At 66.6% G+C, this 18,166-nt stretch carries 11 protein-coding genes; 3 read left to right on the top strand and 8 right to left on the bottom strand.

Annotated elements, in window-relative coordinates; translation table 11 throughout:
- Window positions 1-15: 15 nt before the first annotated feature.
- The 3 genes from ACG00Y_RS23510 (at window position 16) to ACG00Y_RS23500 (ending at window position 4,758) form a co-directional block, all read left to right on the top strand.
- On the top strand, window positions 16-1,653 hold the full coding sequence (locus ACG00Y_RS23510; protein WP_394483147.1) for a glycoside hydrolase family 43 protein: 1,638 nt from the start codon (window positions 16-18) through the stop codon (window positions 1,651-1,653).
- A 44-nt stretch (window positions 1,654-1,697) separates the two neighbouring features.
- Window positions 1,698-3,137 carry a glycoside hydrolase family 43 protein gene (locus ACG00Y_RS23505; protein WP_394483145.1) on the top strand — a complete coding sequence of 480 codons (1,440 nt, stop codon included), beginning with the start codon at window positions 1,698-1,700 and terminating at the stop codon, window positions 3,135-3,137.
- A gap of 121 nt (window positions 3,138-3,258) precedes the next feature.
- On the top strand, window positions 3,259-4,758 hold the full coding sequence (locus ACG00Y_RS23500; protein ID WP_394483143.1) for an alpha-N-arabinofuranosidase: 1,500 nt from the start codon (window positions 3,259-3,261) through the stop codon (window positions 4,756-4,758).
- Window positions 4,759-4,879: 121 nt separating this feature from the next.
- Here the strand turns inward: ACG00Y_RS23500 and ACG00Y_RS23495 are convergent, their stop codons facing one another.
- The 8 genes from ACG00Y_RS23495 to ACG00Y_RS23460 form a co-directional block, all read right to left on the bottom strand.
- Window positions 4,880-5,869 (bottom strand): hypothetical protein, encoded by a 990-nt coding sequence (locus tag ACG00Y_RS23495; protein ID WP_394483141.1) that lies wholly within the window; start codon window positions 5,867-5,869, stop codon window positions 4,880-4,882.
- A gap of 86 nt (window positions 5,870-5,955) precedes the next feature.
- Complete coding sequence (locus ACG00Y_RS23490) at window positions 5,956-7,257, bottom strand: hypothetical protein (RefSeq protein WP_394483139.1); 1,302 nt, start codon at window positions 7,255-7,257, stop codon at window positions 5,956-5,958.
- Window positions 7,258-7,604: 347 nt separating this feature from the next.
- Window positions 7,605-9,197, bottom strand: a complete 1,593-nt coding sequence (locus tag ACG00Y_RS23485) for a tryptophan halogenase family protein (protein ID WP_394483137.1) — start codon at window positions 9,195-9,197, stop codon at window positions 7,605-7,607.
- Between the two features lie 103 nt (window positions 9,198-9,300).
- A complete protein-coding gene (locus ACG00Y_RS23480) occupies window positions 9,301-10,260 on the bottom strand; it encodes a PA14 domain-containing protein (protein WP_394483135.1) in 960 nt (319 codons plus the stop codon).
- Window positions 10,261-10,518: 258 nt separating this feature from the next.
- On the bottom strand, window positions 10,519-12,837 hold the full coding sequence (locus ACG00Y_RS23475) for a PDZ domain-containing protein (protein ID WP_394483133.1): 2,319 nt from the start codon (window positions 12,835-12,837) through the stop codon (window positions 10,519-10,521).
- Window positions 12,838-12,839: 2 nt separating this feature from the next.
- Complete coding sequence (locus tag ACG00Y_RS23470; protein WP_394483131.1) at window positions 12,840-14,048, bottom strand: glycoside hydrolase family 27 protein; 1,209 nt, start codon at window positions 14,046-14,048, stop codon at window positions 12,840-12,842.
- A gap of 34 nt (window positions 14,049-14,082) precedes the next feature.
- A complete protein-coding gene (locus ACG00Y_RS23465) occupies window positions 14,083-16,038 on the bottom strand; it encodes a sialate O-acetylesterase (RefSeq protein ID WP_394483129.1) in 1,956 nt (651 codons plus the stop codon).
- 31 nt (window positions 16,039-16,069) lie between these two features.
- On the bottom strand, window positions 16,070-18,121 hold the full coding sequence (locus ACG00Y_RS23460; protein WP_394483127.1) for a beta-galactosidase: 2,052 nt from the start codon (window positions 18,119-18,121) through the stop codon (window positions 16,070-16,072).
- Window positions 18,122-18,166 lie beyond the last annotated feature (45 nt).

The raw sequence follows: 18,166 nt of genomic DNA, 5'->3' as shown, positions 1-18,166 counted from the left end.
GCTTCATATCCAGCCATGCGCCTTGCCAGACTCCTGCACCCCCTCGCCTTTTGCTGGGCCGCGTTCACCGGCGCAACCGCGATAGCCGCAGAACCATCGCCCGGCGGCAACGCCGTTGCGGCGGCACCGTCCAACCGTGCCCACAACCCCCTCATCTGGGCCGACGTCCCGGACATCGCCATCATCCGGGTCGGCAAGACCTACTACATGAGCAGCACGACGATGCACATGAGCCCGGGGCTGCCGATCATGAAGTCGACGGACCTGGTGAGCTGGCGCATGGCGTCGTACGCCTATGAAACCCTTGCCGACAACGAAGCCTTCCGCCTCGACAACGGCAAGAACACCTACGGGGAAGGCTCGTGGGCCAGCAGCCTGCGGTACCACGACGGCGTGTTCCATGCCTCGACGTTCTCCGCCAACACCGGGCGCACCCACATCTTCACCACGCGCGACCCTGAGCGTGGCCCATGGAAGGCGACGAGCTTCGAGCCCTCGCTGGGTGACCACAGCCTGTTCTTCGACGACGACGGCCGCGTCTACATGGTCTATGGCAGCGGGCGCATCTCCCTCATCGAGCTGAAACCCGATCTCTCCGGCATCAAGCTCGGCGGTGTGAACAAGACCATCGTCGAAAGCGTCAACGCCCTTTTCGGCGCCGACCAGGGCGGGCTCAAGGGCGAGGGCTCGCAGCTCGTGAAGGCCAATGGCCGCTACTACCTCTTCAACATCGCCTCGCCCGGCAGCCGCTGGGCGCGCACCGTCATCATCAGCCGCGCCGACGCCATCGACGGCCCCTACGAGAGTCGCATCGCGCTCGACGACCGCGGCATCGCCCAGGGCGGCCTCATCGACACGCCGGACGGCAAGTGGTACGCCTATCTGTTCAAGGACAACGGCGCCGTCGGTCGCATCCCCTACCTCGTCCCCGTGACCTGGAAGGACGGCTGGCCGGTGCTCGGTACCGACGGCAAGGCGCCCATGACGCTGGACATCCCCGCCGGCGGTCAAGGGGTCTCCGGCGTCTCGGGCATCGTCGCCTCCGACGAATTCGACCGCCGGCCCGGCGACCCCGCTCTGCCCCTGGCCTGGCAATGGAACCACAACCCGCGCCTCGATGACTGGTCGCTCACCCAGCGCCCGGGCTACCTGAGCCTGTCCACCAGCCGGGTCGTGGCCGCGCTGCCCGAGGCCACCAACACCCTCACCCAGCGCACCTTCGGCCCCAAGAGTTCGGCCGCCACCAGCATCGACGTCAGCGGCATGAATGATGGCGACTGGGCTGGCCTGGCCGCATTCCAGAGGCAGTACGGTTTCGTGGGTGTCAAGATGAGCGACGGCGCCAGATCCCTCGTCATGGTGAGCGCCGAAACGGACAAGCCCGAGGAAATCGCCGCCGTTCCGCTGTCTGGCAAAACCGTTCACCTCAGGGTCGACACGGAATTTCAGCCCGCGCCTGAAGTCGCCCGGTTCTCCTACAGCCTCGACGGCAAATCGTGGACCCCCATCGGTCGCCCCTCGCGTCTGGCCTACACCTTCCCGCACTTCATGGGCTACCGCTTTGGTCTCTTCTATTACTCGACCAAGGCGGCCGGCGGCCGTGTGGACTTTGATTACTACCGGGTCGGGCCGGGGACAAAAGACGGGCGCTGACACGGCGCGACCTTATTTCCCGACCTTCCCAATCTCAGCTTGTCATGAAAAAGCCAATCTTCCCCGCTGTCCTTCTTTTGTCCGTGCTGGCATTGCTGCCCGCGACAACATTGGCGCTCAACCCGATCATTCAAACGATGTACACGGCCGACCCGGCCCCCATCGTGCATAACGGCACGCTCTACGTGTTTTCCGGGCACGATGAAGATGTCGGGGAAAAAGGCAACTTCAACATGAAGAACTGGGTGGTCTCGACGACCACGGACATGGTGAACTGGACCCAGCATGGCGCCATCGCCTCACTCCGGGATCTTCCCTGGGCCGCCAAGGAAATCTCCGGCTGGCACGGTTTTGACAACGGCGCCTGGGCTCTCCAGGTGATTGAGCGGGACGGCAAGTGGTATCTTTACGCCCCGGTGCAAGGCCGGGGTATTGGCGTGCTGGTGGCCGACAATCCCCTCGGTCCCTATACCAGTCCCCTCAAGAAACCGCTGATCGCCGCCGAACACGACAGTATCGATCCGACCGTTTATATCGACGACAAGGGCCAAGCCTATCTCGCCTGGGGCAATCCCAACCTGTGGTCGGTGAAGCTGAACAAGGACATGATTTCCTACGACACCAGCGTGGGGGAGAACGGCCTCATTCGGCATCCGATGACGATCAAGGCCTTGGGCGAGCGCATTCCCGCAGACGCAAAACGCGGCACGTCTTACGAAGAAGGCCCCTGGCTCTACAAGCGCAACGAGCGCTACTACCTGTTCTTTGCCGCTGGCCCGCTTCCTGAGCCTCTTGGCTACTCCACCGGCCCCACGCCGCAGGGGCCGTGGACTTACGGCGGCCCCGTCATGGCCCCGCAAAGCGCCTTCACCAACCACCCCGGCGTGGTTGATTACAAGGGCAAGACCTACCTTTTCTATCACAACGCCGCGCTTCCGGGCGGCGACGGATTCAAACGTTCCGTGTGCGTCGATGAGTTGAAGTTCAACCCCGATGGCACTGTCCCAATGGTGCAGCCGACCAAGGAAGGGCCGGCACCGGTGGGCACGCTCAATCCCTACAAGCGAGTCGAAGCCGAAACCATCGCCTGGTCTTCCGGCGTCAAGATCGAACCCAGCAGCGCGGGTGGCCAGAATTTGCGCGACATCCACGACAAGGCGTATATCCAGGTGCGAAATGTCGATTTCGGCGCCACCGGCGCGCGCGCCTTCATGGCCAGCCTCTCCAGCGCGGCCAAGGCCAAGGAGGCCAGCGGGGCGAAGATAGAAATTCGGCTGGGCAAACTCGACGGACAGTTGATCGGCACCCTGCCGGTCTCGGGCACCGGCGGTGAATGGCAGCAGCAGTTGGCGCAGATCTCCGGCGCCTCCGGCGTTCATGACCTTTTCTTCTTATTCCGCGGTGCGGCCGGCGAAGAACTGTTCAAGTTCGATTACTGGCAATTCTCCCAACGCGCCTTGCCTGCGGACAAAACGGCCGATTAAGGCGCTGAAAAAATAATGGCGATGAATCAACGGGTTCATTGCAACCAAACCACGCGCCGGCTTTTTGGCTGTCCGCACTCTTTGTATGAACAAAATCAAACATAGTTTGGCCATTCTCGGCATGATTGCTGCACCTGCTTTCGCGGCCAACCCGGTCAGCATCGACATCGACACCGGCAAACCCGGCCCGATCATCAACAAGTACGTGTACGGCCAGTTCGCCGAACACCTCGGCACCGGCGTCTACGAAGGCATGTGGGTCGGCCCGAAGTCCAGCATTCCCAACACCCGGGGCTGGCGCAACGACGTCGTCGGCGCGCTCAAGGCCTTGCAGGTGCCGCTGGTGCGCTGGCCGGGCGGCTGCTTCGCCGACACCTACCACTGGCGCGACGGCATCGGCCCGCAGGACAAGCGCCCGAGCAACGTCTACGGCAGTCGCGTCGAAGAGATCAACGCCGTCGGCACCCACGAGTTCTTCGACCTGATCGAGATGATCGGCGCCGACGCCTACGTCAACGGCAACGTCGGTACGGGCAGCGTGCGGGAGATGGCCGACTGGGTCCAATATATGACTGCGGACGGCGGCTCGCCGCTGGCCAGGCTGCGCGCTCAGAACGGGCGCGAGAAACCGTGGAAGGTCGCCTACTTCGGCATCGGCAATGAGTTGTGGGGTTGTGGCGGCAACATGAAGCCCGACTACTACGCCAACCTCTACAGCAACTACGAACACTTCCTGTGGGCACCCGAGAAGTCCAGGCCGAAGATGATCGCCAGCGGCGGTAGCGGCTTCGACACCAGCTGGACCCAGGTCCTGAGCAAGGAACTCAAGGGCCGCACGATCGGCATCACCGTCCACCAGTACACCGTCCCGACCGGCAATTGGGAGGTCAAGGGCAAGGACCTCGGCTTCAAGGAAGACGAATGGATCTCGACCCTGGCCAATACCTTGAAGATGGATCAGCTGATCAAGGATCACGTGGTCGTGCTGGACAAGAACGACCCCGAGAAGAAGATCGGACTGATGATCGACGAGTGGGGCACCTGGTATGACGAAGTGAACCCCAGAGGTGGGCTGTTCCAGCAGAACTCGCTGCGCGATGCGCTCGTGGCGGCGCTTAACTTCCACATCTTCCACGAGCACGCGGAACGGGTCCCCATGACCACCATCGCCCAGATGGTCAACGTACTGCAGGCCATGATCCTGACGGACAAGGAGAAGATGGTCCTGACCCCGACCTACTACGCCTTCCAGATGTATGCGCCGTTCCAGGATGCCAAGTCGCTGCCGCTGGCGATCAAGGACAACACCCGCTACACCCTGGGTGCCGTGACCATTCCGGGTGTGAGTGCTACGGCGGCACGCGCCAAGGACGGCAAGGTGCACCTGGCGCTGGTCAACACCGATCCGCACAAGGCGGTCGATGTCGCCGTCAACGTCAGCGGCACGCAGGTCAAAGGGGCGGCCGGCCAGGTGCTCACCTCGGCCGCAATGGATGCGCACAACACCTTCCAGAATCCGCAGGTCATCAAGCCGGCGGCGTTCAGCACGCGTGCTGCGGGCGGCAAGCTGGCGATCAAGGTGCCTGCCAAGGCCGTGATGGTCGTCGCTTTGGAGGAGTGAACGTCTGGCCGCCGCTTTGTCGCCCCTTCGCGCGGATGTGCCGCATCCCGCGCAAGGGCATCGCGCAACGAGCGTGGCCTGAGCTGGAAGCACACGTCGCCGCTGCGACGGCGTACTCGATTTAACGGCCGCCCTCATCCGGCGCATCGGTGGCCAGCCGCCATTTCGTTCCGTCGGCATAGAGCACTTCGACCACCGTGGGGCGGCCTTCCTCGCAGCCCATCGGCCGATCGGTCCACCGGGTTCTTGTGCCGGCAAACGCGCGCGTGACGTCAAAGTGGCCGTTGGGACCAACGCCGCCATGGTTCATGAATATGGAAAAGAGGGGTCTGCCAAGCCTCCATTGGCCGCCGTCATCGGTGGCGCAGCCCAGGCTGGCGGACTCGATGAACTTGGTGCTGCGGTTCGTCAAGGCCAGACGTTGACCTTTGTCAAGCACCAGCAGTTCGGCAAACATGGGCGCTGCCGGCACGTCAACCCAGCGTTCCGGCATTTGAGCTTCCGGGTCAACACGACGTTTTTTCGTTGAGCCAAAAGCCTCGGTCATTGCCTTTGAAGCCGCCTGCTGAGCCGCTTCCGCTTCTGACTCCCGACCCTGTGCCTTCAACCAATTGGCTTTCTGCCTCAAGGCGTTCGCGTAGAGAAAGTCCAGATGATTGGCTTGGGCAAACGCGATGGTCTGCTCCCACCCGGCGAGCGCTTCGAAGCATTGCCGACCAGCCTCGATCCGGGTGGCCAGCTCAAAATAGGCATCGCCTTCCTTCTGGACATTTCCACGCGCGTGCCAGTGTTCGACGAGTCGACGGGCGGTCGCGACGGCAGCATCCACATCGCCAAACGTGATCTGGAGCCTGGACAACTCGGACAGGCCTCGGCCGACAAGATTCGGCACGTCCAAGCCGTCCCAAATGGCGATAGCCCGCGACATGGAGTCGACCGCCTTGGCATGAATCTCAGCGGCTGTCGCCTTGTTCTGGAAATGCATACGCCGCCACTTGGCGTCCAGGTCCTGAGCGTCCAAAGCTAGTTGCTCTGCCTCGTCAAGCTGAGCTCTGCGACAGGCCGGCTGGGCCAACGTATGGCACTGCAGCAGCGCCAGCAGCGCAATCACGGGGATGCGATTCCAATGCCTTCTCACGATTTCTCCTCCTGCCTCGCTACTGCCGGGCCGTCTACCAGTTTCCCCAGGCCCTTTGCCTAGCGACCTTCGGGCAACACCCACTCGATGCCGATTCGGCGCGTGGCCGTTCCGTCACGCAACTGCGCCGAGTCGGGGACAGCGGCGGGGGTGCTGGCGGCGCGGGACAGGCTCACGGCGTCCAGTTCGCGCTCCAGAGCCAGGGCCGGCATGCCGCGCACGCCGGCCGCCGTGACTTCGCGGCGCTGCACGAAGCTGCGCACGATCTTGCCGGCAGCATCGATGTCCTGTTCCACGACGACCGTGCCGGCAAGCTCGGCGCGGCGCGCGAACAGCGGAAAGCCGTTCGCGTCGGTCGCACCCGGGCCGCTGCGTGGCACATCGGGCAGCAGATAGCCCGTCGAGCGCACGGCCATCGCGGTGCGCCAGGCATGCAGTGCGCGTGGTGCCGTCATGCGCCGGGTGCGCACCTGTTCCTGGCTCCACCAGCGCAGCAACTCGCAACGTGCAGCGGGTGATTGCGCGGCATAGGTCCAGCCGGGCGCCTGCAGCGCGTTGCGCATATCCGGGGCGAGGCTGGATGCGTTGCCCGCCAGCTTGGGCAGCGCAACGGCCAGCTCGTCCTCGAATGCACGGTCCGGCGGCGGCAGTACCTGCCGCGGGACCTGACCCCAGCGAGCCAGGCGCGCTGCCTCGCCTTGCCAGGCGGCATCGCGCTGCTCGGCGGGCAGCGCCTCGATCAGCTGCGCCACCTGCCCGGCGGGCCGCGTCTGGTCCAGCCGCTGGCAGATGGCAGGCGTCTTGAGCGCATCGATCCAGATCGTGTCGCTGGGGTGCGGCGTCGTATCGGCCTGCCAGAGCGCCACTTCGTTGAGTACGCGATTGCTCAATCGCTGCGCGGCCACTTCGGCCCGCAGCTCGCCCTTGCCCTGCGCGGTTTCCTCGTTCAGCCATGCCGCCCAGCCGGCCTGCGCGCGCTCACGTTGTTGACGCAGCACCTCCTCGGCCACGCTGCGGTGCTCGGGCGAGAGCTTCAGATCGGCTGGCAACTGGAACATGCCCGCCAGCAATTCCACCGGCTGTTGCAACAGTCCCGCATCGCGCTCCAAGCGCTCCCGCAGTTTTGCCCGCTGTTCGACCATTGTGCGGAGCGCGGCTTCGTCGCGTTGCTTGTCGATCAGCTCCTGGGCCATCTGCTTGTTCTTGAGGTCTGCGGCCGCTTTGTCTGGGTTTTCTCCTTCGGCCGACACGCCGCCCACGCGACCGGGCTCCATGCCGGGAAAGGTGCCGACCTGAGCCAGCACTGCCGCCGGCGTGTGCAGCAGCGCCGCCAGGGCAACCAACCGCAAGGCCATGCGCATGTCAGTGTGCGGGCCGACGTTTGCGAAACGTGCAATTCGTGATGCTTTCATGAACACTCCCAAGTCAAAGTTCTACCCTCAGCCTGCACAAAACTGTGCGGCCACCACGTCCAGCGCCCAGTCGCGCAGCACGCCATCAAAAACCGATGCGTTTCCACACCAAGGCATCGTTGCCGGCCATCTCGGGAATGCATTGGCTGCAACCGGCCTATCCCGGCGCCGAAGCAGCTGCGGGGCGCGCGATGAGTCGGAGTGGGATGTACCGGTAGTCGGCGTCGGGCGCTCCTGGCTTCTTCCAGATCACCATCAGAGCCAGGTCCTGCGCCGGTCCCTGCAAGTAGCCCACCTTAGATTGCAGGCGACAGGCGTTCCAGAACGCTCGAATGGGATGGCATGGCGGCCACCGTTCGCGCGATGGCGTCGCGCACGCCCGAGAGGTGGCTGCGGATCTGCGGCATGTCCACCAGATCGACATAGGGGTCGCAGCGCTCGGGGATGATGCCCAGACCCAGCAGGATCGAGACCCACGAGGGCTCGGCGAACCCTTCTGGCTCAAGGATCGCCACGCGTCCGGTCTTGCGGAACAGCTCGATCTGGTGCGCCAATCCGTCCGGTATCGGCATGTCGGCGCAGTAGCGCCAGAACTCACTGTCGCGCCGCTCGCCGAGCGTGTAGTGGAGGATGATGAAGTCGCGCACGGACTCGTAGCGGTAGGCCATCTGGCGGTTGAACTCATCGGCAAGCGTGGGTTCGAAGTCCAAGTCGGGCAGCAGCGCCATCAGGCGGCCGACGGCGTCCATGATCAGGTGCAGGCTCGTCGATTCCAGCGGCTCCAGGAAGCCGGATGACAACCCGATGGCGACCACGTTCCTGACCCAACCCTTCCTTCGTCGCCCCGTGACGAAGCGCTGCGCGCGCGGCTCGTCCAGCGGCTTGCCGTCCAGGTGGCCGAGCAGCGTCCTTTCCGCCTCGGCCGCATCGAGGTAGCTGCTGCAGTAGACCAACCCGTTTCCCGTGCGGTGCTGCAGCGGTATGCGCCATTGCCAGCCTGCGGACTGGGCGGTTGATGTCGTGAAGGGCGTCATGGGGTCGGTGCGTTCGCAAGGCACCGCCAGTGCGCGGTCGCAAGGCAGCCAGCGGCTCCAGTCCTCGTAGGGCGATTGCATCGCCCCGTCGATCAGCAGGGCACGAAAGCCCGAGCAGTCGATGAAGAGATCGCCTTCGATGCAGCGGCCGTCGCTGAGGTGCAGCGTCTTGACGAAGCCGTCCTGCGGGCGTGTCTCGACGCGCGTGATCGTGCCATCGACCCGCTGTGCGCCATGTCGCAGCGCGTACTCGCGCAGGTAGGCGGCGTATAGCGAGGCATCGAAATGGAAGGCGTAGTCGAACCCGTTGGCCGGCGACGGCTCGCCGGGCTGGGGCGGCACGAAGCGCTGCTGCCGGGCCATCACTGTGGCGACCGACCATTCCTCGTAAGACGGCAGCCCGGGGTCCAGCGCGCGCATGCGCAGCCAGTACGCCCAGAGCGGCCGGTTGTGGATGGCCGGGCCGAAGCCGCCGAAGCCATGGAAGAAGCGGTTGCCCTTGCAGCCCCAGTCGCGAAATTTGATGCCGAGCTTGAAGCTCGCCCGCGTCTTGCGAACGAAGTCCGCTTCGTCGATGCCCAACATCTGGTTGAAGAACCGTACCGTCGGCAGTGTGGCCTCGCCGACGCCCACAGTCCCGATGTCCGCCGACTCGACCAGCGTCACCTCGCAATGCTGATCCGGCTGGTCGGGCCGGCACAGCATCCGCGCCAGCGGTGCGGCGGTAATCCAGCCGGCGCTGCCGCCGCCGACGATGACGATGCGCTGAAGTGGTCGATTTCGCAAAACAGTCTCCAAAAGACAATTGGGCCCATCCGGGATTGCGGCATCGAGCAGCCATTTCAGTTGCTCCACCGCGCTTCGCGCATCCCACGACCTCTTCGTCGGCTGCTCGAAACGGTGAGGTCCTGGCGAATCCCTTGACTCCGTTCGGCTGGATCATTAGGTCGTAACCGGGCTATCCCGGCGCCGAAGCGGCGGCCGGCGGACGCCCGAGCAGCCGTTGTGGGATGTACCGGTAGTCGGCGTCGGGCGCGCCTGGCTTCTTCCAGACCAGCGCCAGAGCCAGGTCCGGGCCCGGCCCCTGGAAATAGCGCACGCGGAAATTGCGCAGGCCCTTGGTCAGCTTCACGGTGGCCATCACCGGGTTCGGCGCGTGGATGCCGTCGTTGTTGATGACCTCCTCGTCGTCCACATTGAGTATGGCCCCGTCGTCAGACAGCAGCAGGAGATCCATCGTGATGTCCCCAGGGATGTTGACGGTGAAGCGGATGTCCAGCGCGAACCATTCGCTCACGTCCAGCCCTGGGAACCCGTCAGTGAATTTGCGCGGCGAGACGTTGAGTTGGGCCAGGCAGACAGTCTTGATGGGCTTGAGCCGGCGAATATCCTTCACGGTGGTGAAGCTAGGTCGCAGGCGGAACACCTCGGCAATCATCTTCCGGTCGGGCGAGTCCCCGCATTCTTCAAACAGTTTGGGCGGCACCGGGCTGCTGGCGACTGGCGGGGGTGCGGGCGGGGGAGGCGCGATGACCGGAGCCGCCGCCGGCGCCGGCGCCGGCGCCACAGCCACCACTGGCGCGACGGCTTGCGGCACGGGTTCGACCTTGGTCTCCTCGATGGGCGGAAGTTCGGGCACGGGCGGCATGTTCGGCGGCGGCAGATCGGGCAGCTTGGGCGCGGGCGGCGGGGGCTCCGGCGGCTTGGGCGGCTGCTTGACCTCGACGATGTTGATCTGGGAGCTGCGGGGCTTGTTTGGCGGCGGCACCTGCGAACGCCAGGACAGCACCGCCAACAGCAGCGCGATATGGATGATCACGGCGATGGTCAGCGCGTAGCCGTTGTGGCCGCGCTGCCATTGCGGCCGTTGTCCAGGTTCGGCGGCGGGCGGGGTCGGGTCGTGAGAGGGCGGGTTCATGGATTCGTTTTTGACGTTCAGCTGTTGTCTGGCAGCTCTGTAGGTTTGTCGGTGTTCAGAAGACCTCGATCACCGTCGTAGCTGGCGGGCAGGTCGTCACTGACGGCGCTCAGCGTGGCGCGGCTGCCGTCCCCGGGCTCTGCAGTGGACTGCAGGATCGCCTGTGCTTGGCCGTGAACACGCTGCGCTGCGTACGGCGAGGGTCCAGGAGGCCAGGAGATGAGGGAGGCTTGTCTCATCTTGATGCTTGACCTCGGGTCATGGTTTGCTCGGACTTGATGCCGCCGCCTGCCGCGGCCAATGCAGCAGAACGCGCGCCTGATTGCGCGCGATGGTGAGTTCGACGCTATGGCCGGCGGCGAGCAGCGACTGAAGGGTGGCGAGGTCGTTGATCTGTTGCTGGCCGCTGGTGAGGATGACGTCGCGCGGCTGCAGGCCTGCCGCCGCGCCGGGGCTTGAGGGTTCGACGGCCAGCACGATGAGGCCGGCCTTGTCGCCCAGGCCGGCGGCGGACTGCTCGCCCAGCGTCTCGACCGGCTTGAGGCTGAGGCCATGCAGCTGTTGCGCGGCCTGCAGCGGCGTGGCGGAGCTGAGCTGCTTGGGCACCGGGAAGGCCGGCTGCAAGGCGATGGCCTTCAGCCGCGCCGGGCGCACGCCGAAGTCGTCCATGGGGAAGTTGACGAAGCCGATGTGTGACGCCAGTGCAGCGTTCGTGACCGTGTAGTCGCCCTCCGCCGGCGCGGCAAAGCCCGGGTAGCCGGCCACCGAATCGGCGTCGCTGCCGCGGCCCCGCGCCTGTCGCAGGTCGGCCTTGCTCGCAAAGACGTTGCGGTTCACGCTGCGCCCCCAGTGCTTGATCTCCACCGGCTGGTGCCCACCCATGACGATGTTGGACTCGAACACATCACCGCCGTTGTCGAACCACACATGCGGATGGAAGCTGCCGTTGACGAGGATGTTGTTGCGCACGACGCGCTGGAAGCCCTCACGCAGCTTGAGCCCGCCGGCCAGCATCAGGTTCTCCTCGATGACGTAGTTGGAGGCGCCGTCGTCCAGGTCCACGTCCCAGCCGTGGTCGCAGCGCCAGCGGTTGCGGCGCATGACGATGGGTTCGACGGCGTCCAGCAGCGCCAGCTCCGGGTGGGCCGCCGCGCGGCGGTCCATCTCGGCGCGGTCGGGGTGCCAGAAGCGGTCGCGGCCCCAGCTGTTGAAGCTGCCGTGGTCGCCCGTCAGCCGCACGGTGTCGAACACGTCGTTGTGCGTGAGGCGGTGGCCGCCCCAGGTGCCGTCGCCGATGTTGATGCCGGCGCGCGGTATGCGGTAGATGCTGTTGTGGTCGACCGTGATGCGCGCCGCCATCGCGATCTGCACGCCGGTGGCCTGGCGGTCGATCTGGCCGATGTCATGGATGAGGTTGTCGCTGGCTTCGGAGTCCTTGGGGTAGGCGTCCGACTTGGGGCCGGGTGTGCGGTCGATGGCCGCGAGTTCCAAGCGCTCGTGGTACTCGAACAGCGGCGACCGCACCGCCTCGGGCCGGCCGACAAAGGCGATGGCCGTGCCGCCGATGGCATGGATGTGGTTGCCCGACACGGCCACACGCTGGGCGCGGCCGCTGACCACCACCGCATGGCCGCCCAGTGCGGTGAACTCGGAGTCGGCGATGCGCACATCGCGCGCGTTCTCGACCGTCACGGCGCCTGCGCGGTAGAACTTCCAGTCCGAGCGCAGCAGCGGCTCGGTGGCCTTCAGGAAGGTCGGCTCGGTGTCCCTGAACTGCAGGCCGCGCAGCTGCACATGCTGCACGTCTCGGGCGCGGCCCTCGATGCGCACCAGCGCCTCGTGTGTGCCGGCACGAAAGCCACGCGTCGGCGGGCGTTCGCCGGCCAGCGGCTTGAAGTACAGCCAGCCCTGCTTGCCGTCGTGGAACCATTCGCCCGGCGCATCCAGCTCCTCCAGCACGTTCTCGATCCAGCGGTCCTTGTCGCTCGGCGGCATCACGCGGTTGTTGGCCAATTGCGGGCCGTAGTCCAGGCCGCCGTCGGCCTTCTTGCCGAGGATGGGGATCTGCAGGCCGCCCCAGCCATAGCCGTGCAGCGCGTGCAGCACCGCGCCCTGCGGGTCGCGCCAGCGTGCGACGCGCTCGGGCGACGTGGCATCGGCCGCGCCGCCGAAGCCCGACGCAGCCGGGTCCAGATTGGGATAGCGGGCGCGCACGAGCATCTGCTGCCCCATCCACAGGCGCTGGAACGACGTGCCGCTCAATCGCGCGCGCCAGATGCCGTGCTGCCACTGTTCCCAGCGCAGCGCCGGCAGCGGCGACGCGCCGCTCAGCACCGGTTGGGCGCCGGGCGCGGCGGCGAGCACGAAGGGCTCCTTGCCCGTGCCCGACAGCGTCTCGTCGATGACGATGGGCGCGGTCAGCGCGTAGCGGCCGCTCGCCAGCTCGATGCGGCGGATGCGCTTGTCGGCTCGGGCCTGGAGCAGGGCGGCTTCGAGCGAGCCGGCGTCCTTCACAGTCAGCGTCTCGGCTTGTGCACCGCCGGCCAGCACCGCCAGCGTGAGCAGAAGAGCCCTCATCCTCATGGCGCGGGCTTGACGCGAACCATGACCACGCCGTGCGGCGCGACCCTCGCGCCGTAGCTGCCGCTGACGCCCTTCGCGACCTTCTTGCTCCATAGGTCCTTCACGTCAGCCTTCTGGTTGCCGGGCAGGCCCAGGCGGTCCCAGTTCAGCTTCATGTCGGCCGGCGTCCTGCCACGGTTGAACAGCACGGCCGCGTATTCGCCGCCCTGCAGTGGACGCACCCAGACTTCCAGGTCGCCTTCCTTCAGCGCGCGGCGGCCCGGCTTGCCCAGCGCGTCCTGGTCGACGGCGATCACGTCCTTGTTGGTCAGGATGCGCAGCGTGTCGGCGTCCATCCTCGACATATCGTTGCCGGCGATCAGCGGCGCGGCCAGCATGGCCCACAGCGAGAAGTGGCTCTCGTACTCGGTGGTTGTCATGTTGCCGTTGCCGATCTCCAGCATGTCGGGGTCGGCCCAGGCATTGGGGCCGGCAACGGACTCGCGCTCGGCCTGCAGGTCCAGGATGTTGGTCATGCCCATGGACCAGTCCTTCTTGCCTTCCCAGGCGTCGTAGATGTCGCCGGTGGTGCGCCACAGGTGGCCGAGCTTGGGGGCCCAGCGCTCGGGCTGCGCAGTACCCCATTCGCAGATGGACAGCACGATGTCGCGGCCCGACTCGCGCAGCGCCTTGGCCATGATGGTGTAGGCGGCCTCGGCGTTGCGGGTGCCGGTATGGCACCAGTCGTACTTCAGGTAGTCGACGCCCCATTTGGCGTACTGGCGCGCGTCCTGGAACTCATGGCCGGCGCTGCCGGGGCGGCCGCCGCAGGTCAGGGAGCCGGCGTCGGAATAGAGACCGAACTTCAGGCCCTTGCTGTGCACGTAGTCGGCCAGTGCCTTGATGCCGCTGGGGAAGCGCTCAGGATCGGCCTGGATGTTGCCGTCGGCGTCGCGGCTCTTCTGCCAGCAGTCGTCGATGACGATGTACTGGTAGCCGGCATCTTTCATGCCCGAGGCGGCCATGGCGTCGGCCTGTTCGCGGATCAGCTTCTCGCTGACGTCGCACTTGAACTTGTTCCACGAGTTCCAGCCCATGGGTGGCGTGGGCGCGAGGTTGGGCTTGGGGGCGTCGAGCTTGAGCGTTTCGTGAGCCTGAGCCGGGGCAGCTGCAACGACGCAGAGCAGGGTCAGGGCGCGCGCGGCGCGTCGGAAGAGGGACTGCATGTGGAGGTACTTTCGAAAGAGGTCAGACTCGTTGTCAGCGCCCGTAGCGCCGCGCGGCCGATTCAAGCGGCCAGTCGTCGGTGCGCAGCGGCGGCAGCGGCAGGCCGTCGCCGCCGACGACGTTGGCTTCGCTGGCGTTGTTGACCCAGGCATAGCGCGCCGCCACGGGCGCGGCCACGGCGGCACTGCGCAGCACGATGCGGTCGCCGTCGATGCGCGCTTCGGCAGGCATCCAGCGGCGGTCGGTACCGGCGACGTAGAAGCCGCGCAACGGCTCGCCGGTCCGGGCCGTGCGCAGGCCGCCCACGGTGGTGTCGAAACGCAGCTCGAATTCGCTGCCCTTGGCCTGATGGCCGGTCAGGCGCGGGCCCGTGGCCGGCGCGGCACGCAGGCCCAGCTCGTGCATCGCAAGGCCGGCTAGGCGCTGGCCGACGGTGCGTTTGTTGCGCGGGTGGATGTCGACCGCGTCGCCCACGTCGATGGCCGTGGCCATGCCGGTGTGGGGCAGTGCCAGTGCAGCGGCCTGGCTGGCGCGCAGTTCGGCCCAGCTGTTGCCGTCGGGTCGGTTGTCGGCCAGCGGGAACCAGGACGCCAGCTGCACGAAGAAGAAGGGCAGCTTCGTGTCGGCGAACTGCGCGCGCCAGTCCTGGATCAGACGCTTGAAGCCGTCGGCATAGGCGGCCGCGCGCCCGCCGTTCTCCTCGCCCTGGTACCAGAGCACGCCGCGCACCGACAGGCCTTGCAGTGGCGCGATGAGGCCGTTGTGGCCCAGCGTCGGCGCGTCGTTGATGGCCGGGCCGGCCGCCGCAGCGACCTTCTCGACGCGCGCCCGCCAGGCGCCGGCGAGCGAGACCGCGCCTGCCGCGGTGTCCAGCAGCAGCTCGGCGGCTTCGCCATGGATGCCGCCGCCGCCGCCGTTGTCGGTCACGCGCACGGCAATCCAGTTGGCGCCAGCGCGCAGCACGCCGGCGGGTACGGTGTAGCGGCGCGGCTGATCCCAGCCGCACTGGCCGCCCACCCTTTGGCCATTGACCCAGGCCTCGTCGCAGTCATCCACCTTGGCCAGGTGGAGCTGCGCAGCGCCGGCTGCCTGGGCCCCGTTCAGCTCGACGCGCTTGCGCATCCAGACCACGCCGTCCACGCCGGGCAGGCCCTGGCCTTCCCAGTTGCCTGGCGCCTTCATCGTGGGCCAGTTGCCGTCGATGTCGCTGGCGGCCGACCAGCCTGCGGCGTCCACGCCCTGCAGCGGCAGGCCCGGCTGCCAGGCGGCGATGCGCGGCAGCGTGCGCTGCGCCAGCGTGGCGCCGAAGGCGGCGTTGTCAGCCGGCAGGTTCTGGACGAAGGGGGCGAGGTCGGGGTCGCGCAGCGCGGCTTCGCGGCTCATCCAGGTCTCCAGCATGGAGCCGCCCCAGGCGGTGTTGATGAGGCCGATGGGCACGCCCTGCACGACCTGCAGTTGCTTGGCGAAGTGGTAGCCGACGGCGCTGAACTCGGCCACGCGGCCGGGCTCGGCGACGACCCAGCGCGCCGGCGCGATCTCAGCCTCCGCCTTCAAGCTGGCGCGGTGCGGCACGCGCAGGTGGCGCAGCTGCGCGTTCTGCGGCGAGGCCATTTCCTGCGGGCCGGTGTCGGTCTGCGCCAGCGGCCATTCCATGTTGGATTGGCCGCCGAGCAGCCAGACATCGCCGATCAGCACGTCGTTCAGCGTCACCGTCTGGTCGCCCTTGACGACCAGACGGTGCGGGCCGCCGGCCGGCAGCGGCGCCAGCTGCACACGCCAGCGGCCGTCGGTGCCTGCGCGGGCCGTGCCGCTGCGGCCGCCGAGGTCGATGCTCAGCGTCTGGCCGGGCGTGGCCTGGCCCCACACGTTCAGCGGCTGGTCGCGCTGCAGCACCATGTGGTCGCTGAACACTTCGGCCAGGCGCACGTCGGCGTGCGCGGTGGCAGCGACCAGGACCAGCAGCAGAGGCAGGAAGGTTTTCTTCTTCATCGGGTTCGTTCTCGTCCCTAGGGGGCCATCTTCAATTCCGGGGTTCCAGCATTTCCACGCCAAGCGCCTCCAGCTTCAGCGTTTTGTCCCAACGCTGGCCGCCCAGCACGCCCTGCATCGCGCCGCTGATCGGCACGTCCACCGGCGTCCAGTTGGTGTTGACGTAGAGCACGCGGCCGTCGACGGCGCGGGCGTACACGCCGTCCGGCGTCTTGGGGCCGGGCGCTATGCCCAGCTCGGTGCAGAGCTGGCGCAGCAGCGGCTTCATGATCGGCGCCTGCGCCGTGGTGGCGACGTAGACGGCCCGGCCCTTGCCGAAGCTGTTGACCGTGATCGCCGGGGGCTGGCCGTCGAAGTTGCTGAAGCGCGCCAGCACCTGGGCGGTGGAGGGCTCGAGCACCTCGAAGTGGTTGACCGTGCCCTTGATCTCCTCGTCGCCCAGCTTGACCGTGCCAACCCAGTCGTAGAACTCGTTGGTGCGCAGGCCGAAGACGTCGGTCAGGCCGGCGGGTTTGGGTGTGGCGTGCCATTGGTTGTTGTCGTCCACCTTGGCCGACTGCGCCGTCATGACGACCGTGCCGCCTTCGGCGACGAACTTGCGCACCGCCTCGGTGGCGGCCTTGTCCAGCAGATACATACCCGGCAGGATGATCAGCCGATAGCGGCTGAGGTCCTCGTACGTGAGCTTGATGACGGCCACGTCGATGTTGTCCTTCAGCAGCGGCTCGAAGGCGCCGTGCGCCTGCTTGATGTAGGGCGCCTTGATGTACTGGCGCACCGTGTTGCTCGGGCCGTTGGGGCTGGTGGCATGCACGTTGTCGAAGGAATAGGCGATGGCCACCTTGGGCTCGACCTTGCGCGGGAAGCCGAGCTTCTCCAGCTTGGCGTAGTCACCGGCAATGCGGGCCCATTCGGCCAGCCGCCATGAGGGTCGGTCGTCATGGTCGATCAGGCCCCACAGCGCTTGCTCCTCGCCGCCGAGGTGGCTGTTGAAGGTCCAGGCGAGCGCGGCCTGGCCACCCATCAGCAGGACGAAGTGCGCCCACATGCGCGACCAGCCTTTGCTGCCGTAGGAGCCGCCGCCGCCGGCCGTGAACTCGTTGAACCAGGTGGGCACCGTCATGCCGCCCTTGATCAGCGCCGCCTTCCAGCCGCCGTTGATGGCGTCGCCGGCATAGAAGCCCATCGCGCCGAAGGTGGTGTGATCGCGGTAGCTGCCCAGGTAGTCGAAGCCCTTGCGGCCGGACCAGTCCCAGTAGTTGGACAGTACCGGCTTGTCCGGCGTGTGCCTGCGTCGCACCGCCTCCCGGTCGGCCAGCGTGGCGAGGGTCATGTCGGACCAGAAGCGCCGCAGGTCCAGGTAGCGCTCGGCGGGCCCGGGGCCGTCGGCCAAAGGCAGGCGCACCTCGTCCCACTTGCCGATGCGGCGCGACCAACGCTGCGTGGCCCAGGCCTTGTTCAGCGTCTCGATGCTGCCGTAGCGCTTCTTCAGCCATTCGACGAAGCGCTTGCGGTCGGCCTCCGAGTAGGACATGAAGCCGTTGCCGACCTCGTTGTCATAGCCGACGGCGAGCACGGCGGGGTGCTTGGCATAGCGCTTGACGAGCGTGTCGGCCATGCGGGTGGCCAGGCGCCGGTAGTCCGGGTCGGCGGTGTTGTCCATGTAGCGCTCGGCCGGCGCCAGGCGTGTGCCGGCCTGGTTGACGATGTCCACCCCCGGGTACTTGTGGTGCAGCCACATCGGCGCCGGCTGCCCCGGGATGTCGAGGATGACCTTGATGCCGGCGGCGTGCACCTCGGCCATCACGGCGTCGAAATGCTTGAAGTCGAACTTGCCTTCCTCGGGTTCGAAGTAGTCCCAGGCCAGGTCACCCATGCGGACGACCTTGAAGGCAGATTGCTTCATCAGCGCAACGTCGCGCTTGACCTGCTCCAGCGTGCGGTCCACGGGCTGGTAGTTCACACCCGCGAACAGCTGACCGGCCCCGGGCCAGTCAGGAAGGCCTTCGGCGCTCTGGGCAAACGCGGGGTTGAGCGCGGCCAGGGCCAGCGTGCAGGCAAGCAAGGTCTTTTTCAGCTTCATGATCGGGGTGTCGGAACTGCCGCGAGAGAGGTGTTGGTATTGAAG

Origin of the sequence: Pelomonas parva, assembly GCF_043555835.1 — a bacterium.
GTDB lineage: Bacteria > Pseudomonadota > Gammaproteobacteria > Burkholderiales > Burkholderiaceae_C > Pelomonas > Pelomonas parva.
The sequence above is the reverse complement of the archived record's forward strand: the minus strand, read 5'-3'. Positions and strand labels throughout refer to the sequence as shown.